Source organism: Paenibacillus arenilitoris (assembly GCF_014705655.1).
GTDB lineage: Bacteria > Bacillota > Bacilli > Paenibacillales > Paenibacillaceae > Pristimantibacillus > Pristimantibacillus arenilitoris.
Genome location: NZ_JACXIY010000007.1, coordinates 86,046 through 108,213 on the forward strand (window position 1 = coordinate 86,046; position 22,168 = coordinate 108,213).

At 55.6% G+C, this 22,168-nt stretch carries 25 protein-coding genes and 1 other annotated feature; of the genes, 15 read left to right on the top strand and 10 right to left on the bottom strand.

Annotated elements, in window-relative coordinates:
* Positions 1-40: 40 nt before the first annotated feature.
* Both IDH41_RS05675 and IDH41_RS05680 read right to left on the bottom strand, forming a co-directional pair.
* On the bottom strand, positions 41-268 hold the full coding sequence (locus IDH41_RS05675) for a 3-dehydroquinate dehydratase (RefSeq protein ID WP_190859087.1): 228 nt from the start codon (positions 266-268) through the stop codon (positions 41-43).
* Between the two features lie 117 nt (positions 269-385).
* Positions 386-1,294 carry an AraC family transcriptional regulator gene (locus IDH41_RS05680; RefSeq protein ID WP_190859089.1) on the bottom strand — a complete coding sequence of 303 codons (909 nt, stop codon included), beginning with the start codon at positions 1,292-1,294 and terminating at the stop codon, positions 386-388.
* A gap of 174 nt (positions 1,295-1,468) precedes the next feature.
* Between IDH41_RS05680 and yicI the strand changes: the two genes are divergently transcribed.
* The 8 genes from yicI to IDH41_RS05720 all read left to right on the top strand — a co-directional run bounded on the left by yicI (position 1,469) and on the right by IDH41_RS05720 (position 9,648).
* A complete protein-coding gene (yicI, locus tag IDH41_RS05685) occupies positions 1,469-3,790 on the top strand; it encodes an alpha-xylosidase (RefSeq protein WP_190859092.1) in 2,322 nt (773 codons plus the stop codon).
* A 206-nt stretch (positions 3,791-3,996) separates the two neighbouring features.
* Positions 3,997-4,767 (top strand): sugar phosphate isomerase/epimerase family protein, encoded by a 771-nt coding sequence (locus IDH41_RS05690; protein ID WP_190859094.1) that lies wholly within the window; start codon positions 3,997-3,999, stop codon positions 4,765-4,767.
* Positions 4,768-4,816: 49 nt separating this feature from the next.
* Complete coding sequence (locus tag IDH41_RS05695) at positions 4,817-5,836, top strand: Gfo/Idh/MocA family protein (RefSeq protein WP_190859096.1); 1,020 nt, start codon at positions 4,817-4,819, stop codon at positions 5,834-5,836.
* 196 nt (positions 5,837-6,032) lie between these two features.
* A complete protein-coding gene (locus IDH41_RS05700) occupies positions 6,033-6,353 on the top strand; it encodes a PadR family transcriptional regulator (RefSeq protein ID WP_190859098.1) in 321 nt (106 codons plus the stop codon).
* Positions 6,350-6,907 carry an HAAS signaling domain-containing protein gene (locus IDH41_RS05705; RefSeq protein ID WP_190859099.1) on the top strand — a complete coding sequence of 186 codons (558 nt, stop codon included), beginning with the start codon at positions 6,350-6,352 and terminating at the stop codon, positions 6,905-6,907. The genes IDH41_RS05700 and IDH41_RS05705 overlap by 4 nt, the downstream gene beginning before the upstream one ends.
* Positions 6,904-7,854: a DUF4097 family beta strand repeat-containing protein gene (locus IDH41_RS05710; RefSeq protein ID WP_190859101.1), complete on the top strand. Its 951-nt coding sequence runs from the start codon at positions 6,904-6,906 to the stop codon at positions 7,852-7,854. The genes IDH41_RS05705 and IDH41_RS05710 overlap by 4 nt, the downstream gene beginning before the upstream one ends.
* A gap of 236 nt (positions 7,855-8,090) precedes the next feature.
* Positions 8,091-8,882 carry a CAP domain-containing protein gene (locus tag IDH41_RS05715; protein WP_190859102.1) on the top strand — a complete coding sequence of 264 codons (792 nt, stop codon included), beginning with the start codon at positions 8,091-8,093 and terminating at the stop codon, positions 8,880-8,882.
* Positions 8,883-9,006: 124 nt separating this feature from the next.
* Positions 9,007-9,648 (top strand): 3D domain-containing protein, encoded by a 642-nt coding sequence (locus IDH41_RS05720; RefSeq protein ID WP_190859104.1) that lies wholly within the window; start codon positions 9,007-9,009, stop codon positions 9,646-9,648.
* 62 nt (positions 9,649-9,710) lie between these two features.
* Here the strand turns inward: IDH41_RS05720 and IDH41_RS05725 are convergent, their stop codons facing one another.
* Positions 9,711-10,541, bottom strand: coding sequence for a polysaccharide deacetylase family protein (locus IDH41_RS05725; protein WP_190859105.1), 831 nt, complete (start codon positions 10,539-10,541; stop codon positions 9,711-9,713).
* A 188-nt stretch (positions 10,542-10,729) separates the two neighbouring features.
* On the opposite strand from IDH41_RS05725, the gene IDH41_RS05730 reads away from it, so the two are divergent.
* Positions 10,730-11,554, top strand: coding sequence for a hypothetical protein (locus IDH41_RS05730; protein ID WP_190859106.1), 825 nt, complete (start codon positions 10,730-10,732; stop codon positions 11,552-11,554).
* Positions 11,555-11,677: 123 nt separating this feature from the next.
* Here the strand turns inward: IDH41_RS05730 and IDH41_RS05735 are convergent, their stop codons facing one another.
* Positions 11,678-12,940, bottom strand: coding sequence for a methyl-accepting chemotaxis protein (locus IDH41_RS05735; RefSeq protein ID WP_190859232.1), 1,263 nt, complete (start codon positions 12,938-12,940; stop codon positions 11,678-11,680).
* A gap of 423 nt (positions 12,941-13,363) precedes the next feature.
* Here IDH41_RS05735 and IDH41_RS05740 point away from each other — a divergent pair, with 423 nt between their 5' ends.
* Positions 13,364-13,768 carry an O-methyltransferase gene (locus IDH41_RS05740; protein ID WP_190859108.1) on the top strand — a complete coding sequence of 135 codons (405 nt, stop codon included), beginning with the start codon at positions 13,364-13,366 and terminating at the stop codon, positions 13,766-13,768.
* Positions 13,769-13,842: 74 nt separating this feature from the next.
* Here IDH41_RS05740 and IDH41_RS05745 read toward each other — a convergent pair whose 3' ends face one another.
* Positions 13,843-14,739, bottom strand: a complete 897-nt coding sequence (locus IDH41_RS05745) for a TIGR03943 family putative permease subunit (protein WP_190859109.1) — start codon at positions 14,737-14,739, stop codon at positions 13,843-13,845.
* Entirely contained in the window at positions 14,736-15,770 is a 1,035-nt protein-coding gene (locus IDH41_RS05750; protein WP_190859111.1) for a permease, read from the bottom strand. Before IDH41_RS05750 ends, IDH41_RS05745 begins: the two co-directional genes overlap by 4 nt.
* A 131-nt stretch (positions 15,771-15,901) precedes the next feature.
* Positions 15,902-16,163: a binding site (T-box leader), on the top strand.
* 60 nt (positions 16,164-16,223) lie between these two features.
* On the opposite strand from IDH41_RS05750, the gene trpS reads away from it, so the two are divergent.
* Positions 16,224-17,213, top strand: coding sequence for a tryptophan--tRNA ligase (trpS, locus tag IDH41_RS05755; RefSeq protein WP_190859112.1), 990 nt, complete (start codon positions 16,224-16,226; stop codon positions 17,211-17,213).
* 24 nt (positions 17,214-17,237) lie between these two features.
* On the opposite strand, the gene IDH41_RS05760 is transcribed toward trpS, so the two are convergent.
* On the bottom strand, positions 17,238-17,429 hold the full coding sequence (locus tag IDH41_RS05760; RefSeq protein ID WP_190859113.1) for a DUF5325 family protein: 192 nt from the start codon (positions 17,427-17,429) through the stop codon (positions 17,238-17,240).
* Between the two features lie 131 nt (positions 17,430-17,560).
* Here IDH41_RS05760 and IDH41_RS05765 point away from each other — a divergent pair, with 131 nt between their 5' ends.
* On the top strand, positions 17,561-17,776 hold the full coding sequence (locus tag IDH41_RS05765) for an alpha/beta-type small acid-soluble spore protein (protein WP_190859114.1): 216 nt from the start codon (positions 17,561-17,563) through the stop codon (positions 17,774-17,776).
* A gap of 145 nt (positions 17,777-17,921) precedes the next feature.
* Here the strand turns inward: IDH41_RS05765 and IDH41_RS05770 are convergent, their stop codons facing one another.
* Positions 17,922-18,908, bottom strand: coding sequence for a metal-dependent hydrolase (locus tag IDH41_RS05770; RefSeq protein WP_190859115.1), 987 nt, complete (start codon positions 18,906-18,908; stop codon positions 17,922-17,924).
* Between the two features lie 88 nt (positions 18,909-18,996).
* Between IDH41_RS05770 and IDH41_RS05775 the strand changes: the two genes are divergently transcribed.
* The gene (locus IDH41_RS05775) at positions 18,997-19,305 is read left to right on the top strand and encodes a hypothetical protein (protein WP_190859116.1); all 309 of its coding nucleotides are present in this window, start codon (positions 18,997-18,999) and stop codon (positions 19,303-19,305) included.
* On the opposite strand, the gene gerQ is transcribed toward IDH41_RS05775, so the two are convergent.
* Positions 19,295-19,951, bottom strand: coding sequence for a spore coat protein GerQ (gene gerQ / locus IDH41_RS05780; RefSeq protein ID WP_223829471.1), 657 nt, complete (start codon positions 19,949-19,951; stop codon positions 19,295-19,297). The genes IDH41_RS05775 and gerQ overlap by 11 nt on opposite strands.
* Before the next feature lie 35 nt (positions 19,952-19,986).
* Complete coding sequence (locus IDH41_RS05785; protein WP_190859117.1) at positions 19,987-20,409, bottom strand: cell wall hydrolase; 423 nt, start codon at positions 20,407-20,409, stop codon at positions 19,987-19,989.
* 205 nt (positions 20,410-20,614) lie between these two features.
* Here IDH41_RS05785 and cyoE point away from each other — a divergent pair, with 205 nt between their 5' ends.
* Positions 20,615-21,526: a heme o synthase gene (gene cyoE, locus IDH41_RS05790; protein WP_190859118.1), complete on the top strand. Its 912-nt coding sequence runs from the start codon at positions 20,615-20,617 to the stop codon at positions 21,524-21,526.
* 23 nt (positions 21,527-21,549) lie between these two features.
* Positions 21,550-22,155, top strand: coding sequence for an SCO family protein (locus IDH41_RS05795; protein ID WP_190859120.1), 606 nt, complete (start codon positions 21,550-21,552; stop codon positions 22,153-22,155).
* The last annotated feature ends 13 nt before the right edge of the window (positions 22,156-22,168 follow it).

Below are 22,168 nucleotides of genomic sequence, written 5' to 3' on the forward strand. Positions count from 1 at the left end.
GCGAAGGCCGCTTGTCCTTTTTTGCTAACGCGCGATGCAATCAATATAGCGAAATCGTCAGCGTATCCCGTTCGAAGAACGAATGGAGCGTAGCCTCGCTGCCGACGATCTCGACGCTGATGAGCGATTTGATGCATGTTTTCAGCGCGTTTTTGCCGGTCTCCAGCTTGCGGTTCAGCACGGCGGTCAGCTTCTCGATCGCCTGCTTGTTCGTATCGGTTAAGTATACGGGAATCAATTTATTTTGGAACATCATTGTAGTTTTCATATTGGAAAAGACCTCCATCCTGCGAAGGATTTTTTTTTATTGTAGCGTACAATTATTAAATAATTCTTAAAAGTTGATGAGAAATTGGTTACAAAGCTGTAAATTTTAAAACCGTTCTCATCGGCGTTCCGCGGAATCGGACAGCTTCTTGCGGAATTGCGAGGGTGTACATTTCATCGTTTTGCGAAATACTTTAACGAAGTAGCTCATGTGGTCGAAGCCGACGTCCAGCGCCACGGCCGAGATCGTCCGGTCGGCGTGCAACAGCAGCTCGGCCGCTTGGCGGATCCGGTACGCGTTCAAATATTCGATCGGCGTCTGCCTCGTCATCGCTTTGAAGAAACGGCAAAACTGGCCTTCGCTCATCGGAATTTGCTCGGCGATCTCCGCTATGCGGAGGGGACGGTGATAATGCTGCTGCATATAGGCGATGGCCTTCTTCAGCCTGTCGATCTTCGTCGTGTCGGCCGAGCTCGTCTCGCTGCGGTTGCACCAGCCGCCCGCGGCCGCGACCTCGTGCAGCATCAAGTAAAACCGGCCTTTGACGGCCGCTTCGTAGCCGGTGCCCTGCTTGCCGCATGCGTTCATTATGGCGCGAAGATGCTCCAGCAGGCTCCGCTCCCACTCGGATGACGGCTTGATATGCCGGGGGAAGGTTCGCTTCTTGTCCTGCAGCGGAGAGATCATTCGCTCCTGAACGGCGTCGTAGCTTGCGCTTGCAAGCAGATGGGTATCGAATACGACCGCGCAGAACGAGCAGGCCGATTCGCCCAGCGCATGTCCCGCATGGATGTCGCCGCCGTCGATGTACACCGCCTCTCCCGCCTTGACGGGAAAGTAGTCGGTATCGATCTGGAAGAGCACTTCGCCTTCGAGCACGTAGAAAAACTCGGCCTCCGCATGCCAGTGGCAGTCCAGCACCGGAGCGCCCAGCTCGCCGGGCTCCATCCAGTAGGCGGCGAGGGGAAACGCATTGTCGCCGTGCAGCCGGTCCTCCTTCAAGGAATGACGGGTTGTCTGATCCATGGTGCGATAAGCCTCCTTGAAAGCAATTCGTCGGTAATGCTTCTTTTCGGTCCCATGACGTCAAAATAGTACTATAGATGAGCATGATTTTGTTAGATTTGTACGATACACAATCAGTATAATGCAAATATAAACATTTGAAAATCCATTGAAACAGAAAGGTTGGTTCAGTCCATGAAATTTACCGACGGCAACTGGCTTATTCGCGAACAATACAACGTGCTCGGCGCCGTGCAGGCGCATGATTTCGAGCAAAGAGACGGCAGGCTGACCGCGTACGCGGCGCCTCGCCCGATCGTAACGAGATCGAACATGCTCGATACGATGCTGCTCACGGTTCACTTCCATTCCCCGCTGCCGGGCGTTATCGGCGTGAAGCTCGTCCATCACGCGGGCGTCGTAGACCGCGGTCCGGCATTCGAGCTCTCTTCGCAAACCGGCGATCACGTTATTATTGAAGAAAATGAGAACGAGGCGGTGCTCACGAGCGGCAACTTGAGCGTTCATATCCGCAAAGGCCCCGAGTGGGCGGTCGATTTCTACCGCGGCGGCGAGCGGATTACGGGCAGTACGCAGAAGTCGATGGCTTACATTAAAGAGAACAACGGCAACGCGTTCATGCGCGAGGAGCTGGACGTAGGCGTGGGCGAATGGGTATACGGACTTGGCGAGCGCTTTACGCCGTTCATCCGAAACGGGCAAGTCGTGGATCTGTGGAACAAGGACGGCGGCACGAGCTCCGAGCAATCGTACAAAAACATTCCTTTTTACATTACGAACAAAGGCTACGGCGTGTTCGTCAATCATCCGGAGCTCGTCTCGTTCGAGATCGCTTCGGAGAAAGTGAAGAAGGTGCAGTTCAGCGTCGCCGGAGAATCGCTTGAATACTTCGTTATCGACGGACCGAGCATGAAGGACGTGCTGGGCCGCTACACCGATCTGACCGGCAAGCCTGCGCTGCCGCCGGCTTGGTCGTTCGGCTTATGGCTGACGACTTCGTTCACGACCAATTACGACGAGGCGACCGTCAATTCGTTCGTCGACGGCATGGCCGAACGCGACCTGCCGCTTCACGTATTCCACTTCGACTGCTTCTGGATGCGCGAATTCCACTGGACGGATTTCAAATGGGACGAGCGCGTATTCCCGGACCCGGTCGGCATGCTGACGCGCCTGAAGGAGAAGGGGCTCAAAATTTGCGTATGGATCAACCCGTATATCGCCCAGCGCTCCCGCCTGTTCGAGGAGGGCAAGCAGCACGGCTATTTGGTGAAGAAGCCAAGCGGCGACGTCTGGCAATGGGATCTTTGGCAGCCGGGCATGGCGCTCGTCGATTTCACGAACCCGGCGGCTTGCGAGTGGTATGCCGGTTATCTGCGCGAGCTGGTCGATATGGGCGTGGACAGCTTCAAAACCGACTTCGGCGAGCGTATTCCGACCGACGTCGCTTATTACGACGGCTCCGATCCGGTCAAAATGCACAACTACTACACGTATCTCTACAATAAAGTGGTATTCGAGGTGCTGGAAGAGAAGCTTGGCAAGAACGAAGCGGCCTTGTTCGCGCGCTCGGCGACGGCCGGCGGCCAGAAGTTCCCCGTTCACTGGGGCGGCGACTGCTACGCGGATTACGAATCGATGGCGGAAAGCCTCCGCGGCGGCCTGTCGCTCGGCATCTCCGGCTTCGGATTCTGGAGCCACGACATCGGCGGCTTCGAGAATACGGCGCCGGTGCACGTGTTCAAGCGCTGGCTTGCCTTCGGCCTGCTCTCCAGCCACAGCCGCCTGCACGGCAGCAAATCGTACCGGGTGCCTTGGGCATACGATACGGAGGCGGTTGACGTTACGCGCTTCTTCACGAAGCTGAAATGCCGGATCATGCCTTATTTGTTCAATACGGCCGTACAAGCGACGGAGCTGGGATTGCCGTCCATGCGGGCGATGGTGCTCGAATTCCCGGAAGATCCGACGAGCGAAATGCTCGACCGCCAGTACATGCTGGGCGATTCCATTCTGGTGGCGCCGATCTTCAACGAGCAGGGCAGCGTGACGTACTATTTGCCGGCCGGCAAATGGACGCATCTGCTTACCGGCGAAGTCGTGGAAGGCGGCTCGTGGCGCAAGGAAAACTACGATTTCTTCAGCCTGCCGCTGTTCGTCCGGCCGAACTCGATTATCGCGCTCGGCGCGAACGACCTGCGCCCGGACTACGATTACGCGGACGGCGTGTCGCTCGAGCTGCATAATCTCGAGGACGGCCGCGCCGCGGAGACGAAAGTACGCGATATTGCGGGCGTAACCGAGATGAAGGTTGCCGCTTCCCGTCAGGGCGATGCGATCAGCGTGAAAGTGGAGGGCAGCGGCAAGCCGTTCTCGTTCGCGGTGAAAGGCATGGGCAACATCGCTGCCGTCGAAGGCGGACTCGAGGTTACGAACGGCTTCGTGAACGTAGCCGGCGGCAGCAAGCAGGTTGAATTTACGATTCGTCTATCCTAAATCCGTGCAGCTCCGCCCTCGGCCAACCTTGGCCGCGGCGGAGCTGCCGTTTTATGCGCATTTACAAATGATACAAGCATTAGCCAAAATCGCATAAAAAAATGCTAATAAGACAACTGTTTTTCATTTGCCGCTGTCGATATAATGGAAGGCGGAAAGCAAAATCAAATACACCACACAATCAAATATAAAGGAGTGCGGCGCACATGACACGAATGGCAGTTGGTTTGCAATTGTACACGCTTCGGGACGCCACCGCGGCAGACTTCGAAGGCACGCTTCGCAAGGTTGCGGCAATGGGATACGAAGGCGTCGAGTTTGCCGGCTACGGCGACATCAAAGCCGAAGACATGCGTGATTTGCTTCAGGAGCTTAACCTGAAAGCGATCGGAAGCCACATCGGCCTTCAATTGCTGGAGACGCGGCTGGAAGAAGAAATCGCTTACTTGAAGACGATCGGAGCGAAATACGCGATCTGCCCTTGGCTGCCGGTCGACGCGCGCGACGCGGAAGCATGGCGCGGCCACATGGTGAAATTCGAGGAGTACGGTAAGCGTTTCCGCGAAGAAGGCATTACGTTCGCGTACCACAACCACGATTTCGAATTCGAAGTCGAGATCGACGGGAAGATTGTGTTCGACGCGTTGTACGAGCGCATTGATCCTCAATATTTGCAAGTCGAGATGGATATCGGCTGGGTGCAGTATTCCGGCGTAGATCCGCTCGCTTATATTGCCAAATACGCCGGCCGTCTGCCGCTTCTTCACTTGAAGGACTTCCGCGCGGGCGAGAAGGGCAAGCAAATCGATACGGTCGAGCTTGGCCGCGGCGACCTGCCGCTGCTTCCGATTATCGACGCGGCTTCCAAGGCGTCCGTCGAATGGCTGATCGTCGAGCAGGACGTATGCGCGAATCCGCCGCTCGAAGCCGTCGCCGAGAGCATGGAATGGATGAAAAAGAACTTTTTGAACCAATAATTCAATCATTTAATCATTCAATAACGAAAAGGCAGGGGAACTCTACATGATGTCTAAAGTACGCGTTGCAGTCATTGGCTGCGGATCCATCTCCAAATACCGTCATATCCCGGAATATGCCGCTCACGAGAACGTAGAGCTTGTCGCGTTCGTCGATCCCGTTATCGAGCGCGCCGAGCACTTCGCGAATTTGCACGGCGGAGAAGCTTACTCCGATTTCGAGACGATGCTGGCGGAAGTAAAGCCCGACGCGGTCAGCGTATGCACGCCTAACGCGCTTCATGCGCCGATGTCGATCGCCGCTGCCAATGCCGGCGCTCACGTGCTGGTCGAGAAGCCGATGGCGGTGACCGACGCCGAGGCCGAAGCGATGATCGAAGCGGCCAAGAAGAACGGCGTTCATTTGATGGTTGGCCATAATCAACGCTTCATGCCTCCGCATGTGAAGGCGAAGCAAATTTTGAAGACGGGCGTGCTCGGCCGCGTGCTGACGTTCCGCACTTCGTTCGGCCATCCCGGTCCGGACGGCTGGAGCGTGGACGGCGCAGGCAGCTGGTTCTTCCGCAAGAAGGAAGCGATCATGGGCGCGATGGGCGACCTTGGCGTGCACAAATCCGACCTTATCCGCTGGATGCTCGACGACGAAGTAGCCGAAGTAGCCGGCTTCGTCGGCACGCTGGACAAGGAAACCGACGTGGACGACAACGCTTCCTGCCTGCTTCGCATGAGAAGCGGCGCGATCGGCACGCTCGTTGCGAGCTGGACGTATTACAAAGGCGAGGACAACAGCACGATTTTGTGGTGCGAGAAGGGCGTCATGAAAATCGGCACGCATCCGGACGACCAAGTGATCGTTGAGCTTCGCAACGGCACGGTCGAGAAGTACAAAGTCGGCGCGATCTCGACGAACGAGAAGCAGGAAACGAGCGGCGTTATCAACGCGTTCCTCGAAAGCATCCTGACGAACACGACGCCTGCCGTTAGCGGCGAAGACGGACGAGCTTCCTTGAAAGTCATCCTCTGCGCCTTCGAATCGCAAGAGAGCGGCAAATTCGTAAACGTCAACTAATTTTTACCAAATACCTCCGACCGCAGGCTGAGGCCGAACGGTCGGAGGTATTATTTTTTACTCAGTATCTTGCATTGTAGAATAGCGTATGGTAAATTACTCCACAGAGCGCTATGCTGCAATTCGGTATTCAACATTGTCGAATAGTGGCGGGCGATGGAATGGGGAAGGAACGGAACGAACGGGGAGGCGCCGAATGAACATCCAATTTAAGAAGGGCGTGCTGGAAATATGCGTGCTCGTGCTGGCCACGAGCGGAGACCGGTACGGCTACGAGCTGGCGGTCAAAATATCGGAGAAGTTCGAGGTCGCGGTCGGCAGCGTGTATCCTTTGCTGAACAGGCTTACGCAAGAGGGGTATTTCTCCACTTATTTGAAGGAATCGCCCGAAGGGCCGCCTCGAAAATATTATCAGCTGACGCCGGAAGGCTGGCGACATATGCGGGCGCTTCTCGCGCAATGGACCGATTTCACGAGAGCCGTCAACGAAATCATAGAGGAAGGATTAAAGCCATGATGACAAAATATCAGTATATGAGCGAGCTTACGCATTTGCTGAAGAACGTGCCGGAGCCGATCCGAAAGGAATGGCTGTACGATTACGACATGCACTTTCAGCTAGCGGCTCAGAACGGGCAGAGCGAGGCCGAGGCAGCGCTTGAGCTTGGCGATCCCCGGACGGTCGCAGCGGAATTATTGCTAAGCTACCGCGTCGGGCAAGCCGAGACGAGAAACGATTTCGGGGGGCTGTCGCGCGCCGTATTCGCTACCGTCGGCATGGGCTTGTTCAACGTCATTTTCGTCATCGGCCCGTATTTGGGACTTGCGGCGGTGTTGCTGGCGCTCTGGGTTTCGGCCGGCGCGCTCGCGATCGCCGGGATCGCAACGGTGATCGAAAGCGTCTGGATCGGCACGTTCTCGTATATGCAAGCTTTATCGCTCGGACTTATTTGCTGCTCTTTGTCCATTTTGTCCGTGCTCGGGCTGCGCGTGTTGACGAAGTTATTTTTTACGGCGACCTTGAAATATTTGAAGTTTAACACGCGTATCGTCAGGGGGAAATCGCAATGAAGAAACTAGCGGCCATCGCGCTAATTATGCTCGGGGTTGGCGTTATCGGCGCCATGGTCTCCTTCGATTGGAACGACATTCGAAATTTCGGAACCCGGCCCTATCTTGAGGAACGTACGGTTGAGGCGGCCGGAATCGACACGATTAACGTACGGACGTCGAGCATCGACGTGGAAGTCGTCCGGGGCAAGTCGGACGCGGTGCAAATCCGGTTGGACGGAAGGGCAAGCGAGAAATATTTGGACCGCTTCGAGCTAATAGCGGAGCAAGATGACAACGGACTGTTAATCGAAGGTACGTACAAAGATATGTTTTTCGTCGGATTTAACTTCGTCAACGTCGACTTGATCGTGGAAATTCCCGACAGGCTATGGCAATCGCTGGAAGTAAACTCGAACAGCGGCAATATCGATCTGGAGAACGTTCGCGCCGCTTCGGCTTCGGCGGAATCGGGCAGCGGGAATTTGGAGCTGGAAAACATGCAGGCGGACGATATGTCCTTGAAGTCGGGCAGCGGCAATATCGAAGTCGACGGGTTAACGGCTAAAAACGTGACGCTGCAAACCGGCAGCGGTGGCCTGGAGATGGAAAACTACACGGCCGATCAAATAAAAGCGACGTCCGAAAGCGGCAATATTACGCTGGAGAACGGACAAGGCGCTGTCCAAGGGAGGACGGACAGCGGCAATATACGGCTGACGGCCGATGAACTGCTGCAGGATGTCGGCCTCAAGTCGGATAGCGGCACCGTAAGAATCGACTTGGAGAAAGAGCCCCGATCGGCGGCGATACGATTACGGACGGAATCGGGCAACCGAAAGGTCGAGTGGGAGTCGCTCCGGGCGAGTGTCGACAACGAATATTCGCTTGAAGGCACGATAGGCTCCGGAGAGACGAAGATCGATGTCGAAACGGATTCGGGCAATTTACGGCTCGGATTAGACTGACGAACGTCATGGCCGCTGCATGATGAGCAAATTCTCACAATGCAGCGGCCATGCCGTTTTACGGCCAATTCTCGATGAATTGGCATTTTTTGTGTCATGAAACGACGATATCCCCATGATAAGATAAGTGGCGTTGAGAGGTTGACGCAACAAATAAAACGAATGCGACGCTCTTTTTCAGAACCGAACGGCGCGAACGTTTTAATAAAAAACTTATTTTCCAGGAGGATGAATTCATGAAGATGCAACCCATTCGTGTAGGTGTCGCTAGCATTATCGCAGCAACGGTGATCGGCGCAGGCGCAAGCTTTACGGCTCCAACGGCAAGTGCGGCACCTGCCGTGAACGCGAACTCCACGGTACAATATTATACGCTGAATCAAGATGCCATTAACCAGATCGCCGGGAAATACGGCATCGACCTGAGCAAGATCAATTTCGGCGGCGGTACGATCAATTGCCCGATTCCGGGCATGATCACGAATCCGGGCGCGGGCACAACGAACCCGGGCACGGGTACAACGAAGCCGGACACGGGTACTACGACACCAAGCAAGCCAGACACGGGTACTACGACACCGAGCAAGCCAAGCACGGGTACGACAACGCCAAGCAAACCAAGCACGGGTACAACGAACCCAAGCACGGGCACGTCGAACCAAAGCGCATTCCAGTCGCAAGTCATCGATCTCGTTAACCAAGAGCGCGCCAAAGCGGGCTTGTCCGCTCTTAAGAGCGATTCGCTTCTGACGAAGGTAGCGACGGAGAAAGCGAGAGACATGGACGTTAACAATTACTTCAGCCACACTTCGCCGACTTACGGCTCGCCATTTGATATGATGCGTCAATTCGGCGTCACTTACTCGTATGCGGGCGAGAATATCGCATCCGGTCAAAGAACGCCTCAAGAAGTGATGAACGCCTGGATGAACAGCTCCGGCCACCGCGCGAACATCCTGAACGGCAACTTCACCAAAATCGGCGTCGGCTACGTGAACGGCGAATGGGTTCAAATGTTTATCGGCTAATGAATGAAGCGCTAAATGACAGACCGGACGTTAGGGGCGCAAGCCGTCCTTAACGTCCTCTTTTATTTTAATCGACGCGGCTGAAGTTGTGAAACTTCGGAAGCGCACAGGAGGATTTAACCCGATGGTCAAAAAAAGCACGCTTGCCGCGGCGTTGGTCGGATTATCCGTCATGATGGCGGCCGGCACGATCGAGGCGGCTACGAAAACACATACCGCGACAGACAACGATACATTGTGGAAGCTTTCCAGGCAGTACGGCGTGTCCCTGGACGCGCTGCTTGAGGCGAATCCCAAGATCGATCCGCTTAACGTGTACGGTGGGCTAAAGATCGCGATTCCTTCCGCCGCAAACCAAACAGCGATTGGACAAACAGAAGCCGCAAAAACGGTTGCCGCAAAATCGGAGCCTACCGTGATGGCTGCGAACGGCAAGGAGCACGCTTACAAAAAGGCGCTCACCGTTAAGGCGACCGCGTATACGGCTGCCGCGAGCGAGAACGGCGGATGGGCCGGCTTGGACTACTTCGGCAACAAGCTGAAGGTCGGAACGGTCGCCGTCGATCCGAAGATGATTCCGCTAGGCACGAAGCTTTACGTGACCGGCTACGATTACAGCGGCTTGCCGCAAGGCGGCATGATCGCGACCGCGACGGACGTAGGCGGCTCCATCAAAGGGAACCGCATCGATATATACGTGCCGGACAGCGCGAGCAAGGCCATGTCGTTCGGCATCCAAAACGTCAAAATTTATATTTTGAAATAGAACGAAAGACCGGTTATCCTAAGCGCGCGGGAAAGCGCTGGAGCCGGTCTTTTTTGCCGCTTTCAGCGGGATGCGGGCTGACCGAGCAGCTCGGGCAGCGTGACCGGCTCGTAGCCTTTGTCCCGGAGCAGCTCGATCAGCTTCGGCAGCGCCTCGATCGTGCCGGACAAATCCTGGCCGTAGCCTCCCCCCGCGTGCTGAAGAACGATCGAACCGGGCTGAAGCGTTTTTTTGATGTTGCGGATAATCCTTTCGCTGCTCGGGTTGTTCTTCCAATCGACCGAATCGACATCCCAATTGACGATGGCAAAGCCGGCTTGTTTGCTCCATATGACCTGCTGCGGAAGGAGCTCTCCGTACGGCGGACGAATGTAATGGGGCGAGTAGCCGATCATTGGGCGGATTACGGCGTCCGTCCGCCATATTTGCCTGCCGAAATTCGTTAGGCTAAGCGTCGACAAGACCGCATGATCATAGGAGTGGTTGCCGACGGTATGGCCTTCCCGATGAATTCGCTTCACGATGGCGGGATGCTTCGCCGCTCTCGCTCCCACGACAAAGAAGGTCGCGCACACGTCGTATTGGGCCAATATGTCCAGAATGGCCGGTGTAAACCGCGGATCGGGCGCGTCGTCGAACGTCAAGGCGATCCGTCTCGCATCCCGCGGACCGTTCGTAAGGAACGCATTCGGGAATTGACGGTGGAGCTTGACCCAGGACATGCTGTCCACGCGCTTTTTGTTGGCGTCTTGCGACGATGGTCGGCTTGCGGCGGCTTCTCTGGATTCGGCTTCGGCCGAGACCGGCGACAAGGCGGCGCGTGCCGGATCGGCAGCGGCGAGGACGACGGTTGCCGCCAGGAAGGAAACAATAATGCGAATGGAAATCGGCATGCGGCTTCAGTCCTTACGTTCAGTTGTAGAAAATGGGACGTGCCGCTAGTGTGCCCATCAGGACGCCTTTCATTCTCGGACAAATTCATTTGTGATTGATAATCATTTTCAACTCATGTATAATTTAGGCAGTCGTAAATTAGCGTAAACATCGTTTGGAATGAGGAATGAGAGGATCGGGGCCTATTATGTCGGATAAGATGTTGGATATACTGGAGAGCAGATATGAAATATTCGTAAGCGACCGGGACAATATCGCATTCAGCTGCCCCGCGTCGGAGCTGCTGGACGCCGGCAAGCTGAAGAAGCTGCTCGAGCTCTATACGCCGATGGTCAAAGGGACGGAGCAGGCCGTCGGAGAAGTGTATATGACGAGCTGGTTCAGAGGGCCGATGCTCGGCTTGCTTTACATGCTGTCCGCGTGGAACCGGAGCCTGGACTTATCGCTGGACAATTTAACGGTCCAAATCTATTCAAGCGTATATAACGGCAAATCCTATTACCGGTGCGGTTTCCTTATGGACCGCTCCGAATGGCGCGAAGGACCGGCGGAGCAGGACGCGAACGCGGAATGGGCGAAGGAAGAAATTAGCCGATTCTTCGAGCATACGGTTCGGCCGGTATTCGAAACGATCGCATCCGTCGGCACGCAAAAAACCGCGATGCTCTGGAGCCAGCTGCCAACCTCGCTCGAATACGGCTTCGATCTGATGATGAATTCGGAAGAGAGCGAATCGGTGAAGGAGCTTGCCCGGCGCAATTACGGGCTCGCGAAGGCGCTCGAAGGCGAGCGCTTCGGACGAAGCAAAAACCCGCTCGACGTGAAGTTCCGTATGACGGAATCGATGACGGAAGAGGGCAAGCAAGTGAGGATGAAATTCGGCTGCTGCTTGTATTATCTCGTGGAAGACGGCTATTATTGCTTTACTTGTCCCCGTTTGAAGGAAAGCGAGCGCGACCGGCGGCGCGCGGAATTCCGCGCGGCCAAGCAAGCCGAGAAGCAAGCGCAGTAGCATGCGGCAGCAACAAAGACCTATATCCCGATTGCCGGGATATAGGTCTTTGTCTATCGCTTACGTAGCATCGCGGAAACCGCTTATGCCGCTAAGGACGGTGTATGCCGTTTACGCCGCTTGTCATTTCATTTTGAAGACGCTGATCGTCCGGAGCAGCTGCGCCGCCATCGTCCGCATGCGCTCCGTTTCTTCGACGACAGCCTGCACGGAAGCGATCTGCTCGTTCATCGAAGCCGATACTTGCTCGGTGCCCGCGGCGGATTGCTGCGTGATGGCCGAAATGTTCTGGATGGCGCCGGAAATTTTGCGAGCGCTCTCCAGCATGGCGTCGCTTTCTTGGGAGAAGGCGTAAATTTTGTCCGTTATGAATTGCACGCTCTGCACGATGTCCGCGAACACGACTTCGGATTCTTTGATGTGCTCGGTTTGCAGCTTGACGACCTCTTCGTTGATCTTCATGTTGCTGATCGTCTGCTTGATGCCTTCGTCGATGCTCTTGACCAGATGGAATACCTGCTTCGTGGAGGAGGACGATTCCTCGGCCAGCTTCCGAACCTCCTGCGCGACGACGGCGAAGCCTCTGCCGTGTTCGCCCGCCCGGGCCGCTTCGATCGATGCGTTAAGCGACAGCAGATTCGTCTGCTCGGCCAGATCCGAGATCGTGGTCGTTATGGCGCTGATGCCTTGCGCCTTGCGGGCAAGCTCTTCGATGGTCGCCGATACTTTGGCGGTCGCTTCCACGTTGCGGCGCATGCCCTCGGCTTGAACGTCGAGCGTCTGACGGCCTTTGTTCACCAGTTCAAGCGTCTGCTCGGAGCGCTCGTTCATTTCCTTCGTGGAGGTTGCGTAATCGGATACTTTCGCTTCGATTTCGTTGATCGACTCGCTCATGTCGGAGACGTCCTCGGAAATTTCGTTCGCGCCCGTCGCCAGCTCGTTCGCCGAGGCGGCAACCTGCTGCATGGCGACTTGAATGTTATGATTTTTGTCAAAAATGCTATGGCTCGTATCGGACACGTGCCGGATAATGTTCGTCGTCTCCGTCAGAATGTCCCTCAGCTTGTCGATCATGCTGTTAAAGGAATGGCCGAGCTCACCGAGCGAAGAGGACGAATCGGTATCGATCCGCTGCGTGAAGTCCCCTTTGGCGATGCGCAGCGCCGTTCCGGACAAATCGTCGAACGAATGCTTGATCGACCGCTCGACGAACGAGATGAGCGGGAAGGTGACGACCGCCATGACGGCGGCGATGACGATGCCCGCGATCACGGAGCCCCCGGTAGCCTGCAAGACGATCAGCATAATAACGGAGAAGATGAGCAAATGCAGGTAAGACGTGACCAATAGCTTATTTCGCACGGTTAACGAATAGTACCATTGCATCATTATGTAAGCGCTCCTTTTCATAGATTATCCATATTATAGCACCGTCTGCGAAAATGGTCTATAATTGTCGATTCGCGACTTGACATAAAATGATGCCCGCAAGCGGCTTTTCGGAAAATACCAATTATTTTTTCGGTGTAACAATATTTAGGGAATGATACCATTATCGGTAATAGAGTAAGCGGATTTTGTAGACAAATTCAAATGAAGACATGCTTTTTGATTGCTGAATTCGTTTTATTTCAGTTTGGAAAAGCATATTTTTTCATGCGGAAAAACAAATGTTCATGGAATAATAAGTCGATTTTTTAGTAAAAATATTAAAATTTGTAAAATAATATGTTGTAAATGAGATAAATGGCCTATATAATAATCATCGAGACCTATGCGGATATATTGTGATCAAAGGAGGAATTCAGTATGGAATTGGATTCGGTATCACTCGCTCGGCAAGTTGATTTTGTGTTCCGCCAGCTCGAAGGGGAGTTGATGAACGCGACGGCAGGCACCGTCTTGATTCATGTCCGGAACAACGCGGTCGGGAAGTTCGGACTTCGGCATCACCCGATCGAAAGCAAGAACGGCAAAATCGAAAGCTCCGGCGAGGGCATGTCGACTTTGCAGGTACAAGCGTTCAGGCAGATGGCAATCGACGCGCTGAAGCTGAGACGGGATTGGACCCACGGCGAAATTCTGTACGACTTCTCGGTTCGTCCGAGCTCCAATTCCTGGTCGGCCAGTATTTTGTACGAGTCGAATTACAATATGGCGAACTGGAATTCGCGCTATTACGGCAGGCAGGGCGGACTTAGGGAATCGCAATAAGCGGGTAACGGGAATGAAGAAGAAGGGCTGACGATTCGCGTCAGCCCTTCTTCATCTTCTTCGTTTCCTGCGCGTTACATCCCAAATTCAAGATCGGGATACACATAAGGCGACTCGGGAGCTTCGACTCTTTCCAATTTGGTCGCTTCCAACATGATGATTTCGTTCTCCAAATAAGTCGAAGCAACCAGCTTGCCCTTCACGGTAACCCATTCGTCGTTCGCGTAATCGATCGCTTTCGGCCATTCGATCATAAGCCCGTACGGCATCGCGTCGGCCGAGCAGCAGTTCATGGCGAAGCGGCTTACCGCGAACCGGCCCTCGCCCATATCGTCCTCGCGGTAGACGAAGCCCGTCAATTCGACCTCCTTGCCGATGAATGCTTCCCGGAACAGGTCAAGCGTCGTGAGCGTTTCGATGAACTGCTTCTCCGGAACGGAAATGACCGGCTCGCGCACCAACTGTTTACCGTAGGCCGCATGGTCTTCCGTATATTCGTCGGACGGGAAGAGCGAGTCCAGCGAATCTTCGGGCGGCGGGGCGTCGGCGGGCGGCGCGGCCGGATCGGGATTCGCGCCGGTTTCCTCCGGAAGCGCGGGCCTCTCGATCGCCGCGCTACCCGTGAGGCTGACGCCCTTCTTCGCGGCAAGCGCGCTGCCGAGCGTGCCGGTCGGCACGAGGAAGCCTAGCAGCAGCGGGAAGATGAATAGCCCATAGATAAGCGTATTTTTGAGAATTGACCGCGAAGGCTCATGCCCGCAGTCGCAGTCGGGCGTCTGACGGCCCATCCGTTTCTGCAGCGCGGCGTAGATTTGATAGACGGCCGCCGCGTACAGACCGAGGGCGGACAGCTTCACGTAAAGCTCCATCCGGGGCGCGATATACAGCGACATTTCGCCTGTCCGGTCCAAGTACAGAATGAACATGGCGAAGCCGGTCAAGATGGCCGCCCTTATCAGATGATGAATCATAGGAGCACCTCCGTCAGCCAAGCTCCGATGAAGGTCAGCACGGCCGTAAGCGCGATGAGCGCGAGCACGAATTTGACCCGGAACGTGGACAGCAGCATTAATGTGTTTTTCAGGTCGATCATCGGTCCGAAGACGAGGAACGCGAGCAGCGGGCCAAAGTCGAACATGCCGCTTAACGAAGACGCGATGAACGCGTCCGAAGTCGAGCAGATCGATAAAATAAAGGCGAACGCCATCATGAATAAATAGGCCAGTAACGGCTGATCGGCGAACGACTCGAGCGCGCTTCGCTCGATGACGGTTTGGATAATGGCGGTAAGCAGGGCGCCGAATATTAAATATTTGCCCATATCGAAAAATTCGTCCGAAGCATGGGACAGCACGGAAGCGACTCTGCCGCGGAACCCTTTGCCGAGCGAGCCGTGATCGTGATCGTGATCGTGATTGTGGCCATGGCCGCGGTGCGGGAGCACATGGAAAGCCGGGGCGGCCTTCAGCGGGCTCTTCTTCATGAATGCATAGAGCAGGAGCCCGATGACGACCGATACGGCGAAGGCTAGCCCCATCCGGGAATATGCCATTTCGGGCGTCGTCCGGAAGGCGGTGAACGTCGACGTATAGACGATCGGGTTCACGATCGGTCCGGCAAGCAAATAGACGATTCCGATATAGGCCGGCATCCCTTTCCGAATCAGACGCCTGACGACGGGAATCATGCCGCATTCGCAGAGAGGGAACGCGATGCCGAGCAGCGCGCCGAACAAGACGCCCGCAACCGGATTTTTCGGCGTGAATTTCCGGATGAGCTCGTCCGTCACGAATACTTGCAGCAGCGCGGAGAACAGCACGCCGAGCAGGATGAAAGGGAACGCCTCGAGTATAATGCTGATGAACAAAATTTTGAACGACTGCAAATTCGCCGGCGTGAACAAATGGGACGGCCAGTCGCGGTTTTTCACGATGAGCCCCAGCATGATCAGGCAGCCGACCGCGAGCGAAGGCGTTCCGAACCGAAACAGCAGCTTTAGCATGACGCGTATCCTTTCTTTGTGTAAAGATTACGATTAATACCGCTTATTAGTATAGCTTATGCCGTAGGATCGTACAATAGGACAACTTTATCGGCGGCTTGACAATGGCGGAGAGAGAGGTATAATCGTTGTTAAACGCGATGATGGGAACAAGTAAGCACGACAAGACTTGCGCGCAGAGAGCCGGTGGATGCTGCGAACCGGTGCAAGCGTCGATGCCGAATGGGCCCCGGAGCTTATGAACGGACCCCGGCTTAAGACAGCCGAATACGTTCGTACGGACGCTCTCCGTTACGGAGCGTTAGGCTTATGGCGGGCGCGAAGCCCAATGCGCGGCTTGCATGCGCGGACCATAAGCGAATTAGGGTGGCACCACGGTCCCTCGTCCCTTGCGGCGGGGGATTTTTTGCGTTCTTGAACGCGAATATCATTATGGAGAAGGGGTAGGTTTAAGTGAAAAGGGTACTTTCCGGCATTCAGCCAAGCGGCCAGCTGACGCTCGGCAACTATATCGGCGCGATGCAAAATTTCGTAAAGCTGCAGCATAGCGAGGAATGCTTCTTCATGGTCGTCGACATGCACGCGATTACCGTTCCGCAGGACCCCGCGTCGCTGCGGGAGCAGACGGAGGCGGTCGCGGCTTTGTTCATCGCCGCGGGCATTGACCCGGAGAAGGCGAATGTGTTCGTCCAGTCCCACGTGCGCGCGCATGCCGAGCTCGGCTGGCTGTTTACGACGCTGGCCAACATGGGCGAGCTGGAGCGCATGACGCAGTTCAAGGATAAGTCGGCCGGGAAGGATTCGGTAGGCGCGGGCTTGTTCGTCTACCCTACGCTTATGGCGGCGGACATTCTTCTCTATAACGCCGATCTCGTGCCGGTCGGCGACGACCAGAAGCAGCATCTGGAGCTGACGCGCGATTTGGCGCACCGCTACAATACGCGGTTCGGGGATTATTTTACGATTCCGGAGCCGTATATCCCTAAAGTCGGCGCGCGCGTCATGTCGCTCGACGACGCGAGCAAGAAGATGAGCAAGAGCAATCCGAACGCGGGCAGTTACATCGCGCTGCTGGATCCGCCGGATGTCATCCGCAAAAAAATCAGCCGGGCGACGACCGATTCCGGGCGCGAGGTCAAATACGATCCGGCAAGCAAGCCGGAAATCAGCAATTTGATCGGCATATACGCGCACTGCGCGGGCTTGACGGTCGAGGAAGTCGAAGCCCGCTACGAGGGGCAAGGGTACGGCCCGTTCAAGAAAGACTTGGCGGAGCAAGTCGTATCCGTCATCGAGCCGCTGCAGGCGAGATATAACGAGATCCGCGGATCCGGCGAAATCCACCAAATCCTGAAGCAGGGAGCCGATCGGGCTTCCGCGATCGCGGACCGAATCCTTGCGGGCGCGAAGGAGAAGATGGGCTTCCTGCCTCCGCGCGGATAACAAGAGGGCAAGAGCGGCGCGGGACTAGCGTCCCTCTTGCCCTTGTTCTTGCTTGCGCCGCATGCGGGCGCGCACGATGAAGCCCGCCCCGATCGTGAAGAAGCTGAGCAGGCCGAACAGCAGCACGAGCCAGCCGCTATGGCTGATCGATATGGCCGTGGCGCTCATGAACAGCACCGCAAGCACGGAAAAAACCAACGACAACGTTTTGGACACGGCTAGATCTCTCCTTATAAAACCGCATTATCTTTTTAGGAATGCCGGAATAGTTTCTCCCCGCGTGCACATAATAAGCTTGCAAGCTTGCAACACACATCAAAGTGCAGAGGACGAAAGGAGAAATACCTATGGCATCAAGCAGAAGCAATCAACTCGTTGTTCCACAAGCGACTCAAGCCCTTCAACAAATGAAACTTGAAGCTGCTCAAGAACTCGGCGTACAAATTCCTCAAGACGGCTACTATGGTAACGTTTCGACTCGTGATGCAGGCTCGCTTGGCGGCTACATTACGAAAAAACTGGTTCAAATCGCGGAACAACAATTGTCTGGCGGTCACCGCTAATACCTTCCCATACACAGCGTCTGTCGGAGCCCGAGGCATGCCTCGGGCTTCTTTTATGTACTATAAACGAAATCGGCGGGAAAAAAAAGAAAGCTTCCCTCCGGGTTCGGCGGAAAGCTTCCCACGATGGGGGTCAAATACGTGGTCAATACGTATCCATTCGCAGCCGCTTCGAGAGCCGGTCGTCGCTCAGCCAGCCGACGTAAGAGCCGATCGTCTCGTACTGCTTGTTCATGACCAGCACGCCGACGAACGGATACTGCTTCCGGTGCCGGTACCTGACGTCGGACCACCTGACCTCGTAGCCCCAATGATGCTCGCGGACATCCGCGCAGGCGAAGCTGGTGAAATAAAGGAAGGAACGAATCCCCGGATCGCTCTTCGATTTGGCGACGGCGGGATGCTCCGAGCATCTCGCGCGGTCGAGCCAGCTCAGCTCGCCGTTCCGCAAGTTGCCGATGACGAAGCTGCCGTCCTTCGTTTGCTTGACGATGTTCCAGATGGTCAGCGAGATCGTCGGAATGGCGATATACGAGTCGTCCTTGCCGTATTCGGGATCGATGTCCGGAAGCCGCTGCACCGTCCTGCGCGCCGCAAGCGTCCGCCATACGAAATAGACGGCAACGAAGCCGTACATGATCGGGAATAGAAAGGCGGGATTTACGAATCCGCCGGCCCACAGTAAAATGGCTATGACATGCACCGTGAACAGGACGGGGTCGAAAATGTGGATGATGTTCCAAGATATCCATTTCTCCGTGAAGGGCCGCATCGCTTGCGTTCCGTACGTATTGAACAAATCGGTGAAGACATGGACGCAGACCGCGAGCAGCACCCAGCCGCCGATATTCGCCCATGGCAGGGAGCCTTGGTAAAAGAGCTGGAGCATGACCGTAATGAGCGCCGTCCATATGACGATGGCGGGCAAGGAATGGGAGATGCCCCGGTGGTTGCGGATGTAGCAGGCATTCCCTTTGATGCGAAGCAAATTATCGAGATCGGGCGCTTGCGAGCCGGCGACCGTGCCGAGCAGAACGGCGGTTTGAACCGATTGATCGGCGGCCACGACGGGATCGACCATCGCGAGACCGGCCAGTCCGATGCCCATGACAAGATGTGTGCCAGTGTCCATATCGAGTCCTCCCACTTCGGATGAATAAGTGTAGTATCGGCGCGGCGGGGGAACTTTATCAAAGTAAGCGAAAGGAGGATCAGGCACAATGTACATATGTTTTGCCGAATACCGGATCAATCCCGGGGATCGGGAGCCGTATCTTGCGTTCGCGCGGCAGCTCGTTTCCGTCGAAGAAAACGTTTATTTATATGAAGGAACGGATCAGCCCAACCTTTTCGTGGAAGTATGGCACGCGAAGTCGGCCGAGGAAGCCGAGCGCATCAAAAAAGAACGCTGCGATGAGCGTTCTTCTTGGCGCCGCATTTCGGACTTTATTGCCGGAGGAGCGGCGAAGCTGCATGTGTGGACGTTTAAGCCCGTAGATTCGCGGGGGACGGAATCCGTTAATAATTAACTTCGGCGAATTCAGGCGTTCTCGAATTCATCGGCGTCGTGGACGTCACGACCCCGCCCTGGAACGGATATTCGTACGCGATCGGCTCGTCGAACGTCACATAGTCAAGGTTAAGCGTCAACAGTAAGTAGCGCATACCCGTCGTCGGATCGCTAATAATAATATGATCGCGACCGGCTGCTTCGATAATTCCTTTGAAAATTTTGGCGTTCCATTCGCGGTTGTTCTCGTACGTCATGTAGAAGGTTGCCATCTTGCCGCGGTTGAGGCGCAAAATGTTCTCGACGTACGATTCCTCGACGCCCGGCACCGTTACGATGTTTCCGCCGCTAGGCGTTACGAACGATCCGCTGGGCACGCCTGCCGGCATCGGCATGGCTTGCGCCTGAGCGCCCATGACCGGCATGTTCGGCGATGCGGCCTGCGCGCCCATGACCGGGAAATTCGGATTGGCCGCTTGCGCGCCCATCACCGGGAAGTTCGGATTCGCCGACTGGGCGCCCATGACCGGCAAATTCGGAGAGGACGGAAACGTCGATGCCGGCATGACGCTCGGGAGATGGGAATGGCCGTAGCCGCCGTAACCATGGTAAGGCGACGTACCCGCCGGGCTGACTTGCGTTTTGTAGCCGTAACCGTTAGACATGTTGTTGCTCCTCGCTTTCACGCTTTAGAAATATTTTAATAAACCGACGGGCAATCCGCCGACGAAGGGACGAAGAAGCAGTGCTTCTTGAATCGCCCGCTGTTCGCCTGGTCGTACCAGGTTGCCGGACAGCCGCCTGCCGGGCGGAAAAACCATAACGCATTGGAAGCCGGGTGTTGGCGCTCCCCGTTAATGACGCGCTGCGCCAGCCGGATTTCGCTCTCGCGCGCTCTTTGATAGAAGTAGCCTTTCTGCGTCGCTTCAAAGCCGCCAGGACGTTGGTATACCATCTGCGGGATCGACCTGATGTTCTTGAAATCGAGGCAGTTGCCGCGCACGCGGTTGACGCCGACGTTGCCGACCATGAGCATGCCGAGCTCGCCCTCGCCCTCCGCTTCCGCCCGCATGAGGCGGGCAAGCATACTGGTGTGCTCGGAGTTTGTTTTAATGACGGCCATAGACTTGACGGTTCACTTCCCTTCGCATTTCATTAAGGCGGTTCGATGCTTCAGGGCTGGGCACCAAACTACATAGATAGTGTATTGACCTCTGGGCGAATTGGTTACAAAAGAATTGTCACAATTTACGTGGCGAAATGATGAACAAAATCCGCGAACATTGTCATCAATACCTTTTTTCGGTATCATTAAGAACGATTCATCAATGAAAGATAGACGCGGGCAAGCGTCTTGTCGCATAACTCGGGAGGCTTTCTTCGTGCTGAAAGACTTAATCGCATTAACCAAACCCCGGCTGCTCCGCCTTAACGTATTCGCCGCCATCGCCGGTTTCCTGGTTGCTTCCAAATGGGACGTCGACTTCCTGCTGCTGCTGTGGACGGTCGTCGGCTCGACGCTGACGATCGCATCGGCTACCGTCATTAACAACTATTGGGACCGGGAGCTCGACCTGAAGATGGAGAGGACGAAGGACCGCACGCTTCCGATGGGCCGGATGAAGCCGGGAACGGTTCTCGCGTACGGCATCGCGCTGGGCGTCGCGGGACTTGCCATCCTGTTCCTCGTCGTCGATCCGATCACGGGCTTGCTCGGTCTGCTCGGGTGGTTCGTATACATCGTCATTTACACGATGTGGCTGAAGAGAACGTCGACCTGGAGCACCTCGGTCGGCGGCATCTCCGGCGCCATGCCGCCGGTTATCGGGTACTGCGCCGTGACGCAGGAGGTCGACGCGGGGGCGTGGATCCTGTTCGCGATCCTGTTCCTGTGGCAGCCCGCGCACTTCTGGTCGCTCGCGATCCGCAGGGTCGAGGAGTACCGCGAGGCCGGATTTCCGCTGCTTCCGGTCGTGAAGGGCATCAAACGGACGAAGCTGCAGATGATACCTTACGTGGTGCTGCTTTTGCCGGCTGGCATTTTATTTTACACGTTCGGTTACGTAGGCATTTATTTCTTGATCATTTCCGTCGTATTCGGACTCGTCTGGTTCGTGCATACGCTTAAGGGAACGAAGGCGCACGATACGGAGAAATGGGCCAAAACGAATTTTCTTATTTCGGTCAATTATTTAATGGTTATTTTCATCGTCATGATATTGGACACGGTCGGATCTTAAGCTTCGGGGGAGTGGACTGAAGAGTGGAATTTGTGAAGAAGCACAGCTTCAAAATCGCGGTGCTTGCGCTTTGCGCGGCGATGGGCATTTATTTGATTATGACGTACGCGGTCAAACCGAAGGAGGAGCTGCCGGTCGAGAAGGCCGCGCCGGCCTTCGAAATGCAGGACATCGACGGAAATCCGGTATCTCTGGCATCGACGAACGGGAAGGCGAGGATCGTCTACTTTTATTTCGCCAATTGTCCCGACGTATGCCCGCCGACGACGTTCCTGCTGTCGCAGGTGCAGGATCTACTCGAGGCGGACGACAGGCTCGGCAGCGAGGCGGAGCTCATCTCGATTACATTCGATCCGGTGCGGGATACGCCGGAGGTTATCCGCGACTTCGCCGGGCGCCTGGACGCGAGCTTCGAAGGCTGGCGCTTCCTGCGCGGCGACGAAGAAGAGACGCTCCAGCTGGCGCGGGATTTCGGCGTCGGCGTCGTGAAGGAGAAGGACGGCTCGTTCACGCATATGAATGTCATTACGCTAGTCGATCAGGACGGACAGATCCGCAAGTGGATCAACGGCAGCGACGAAGGCTTGACGGCCGATCAGATCGTCGGCGAGCTGAACAAGCTGCTGTAGCCGACACGCCAAG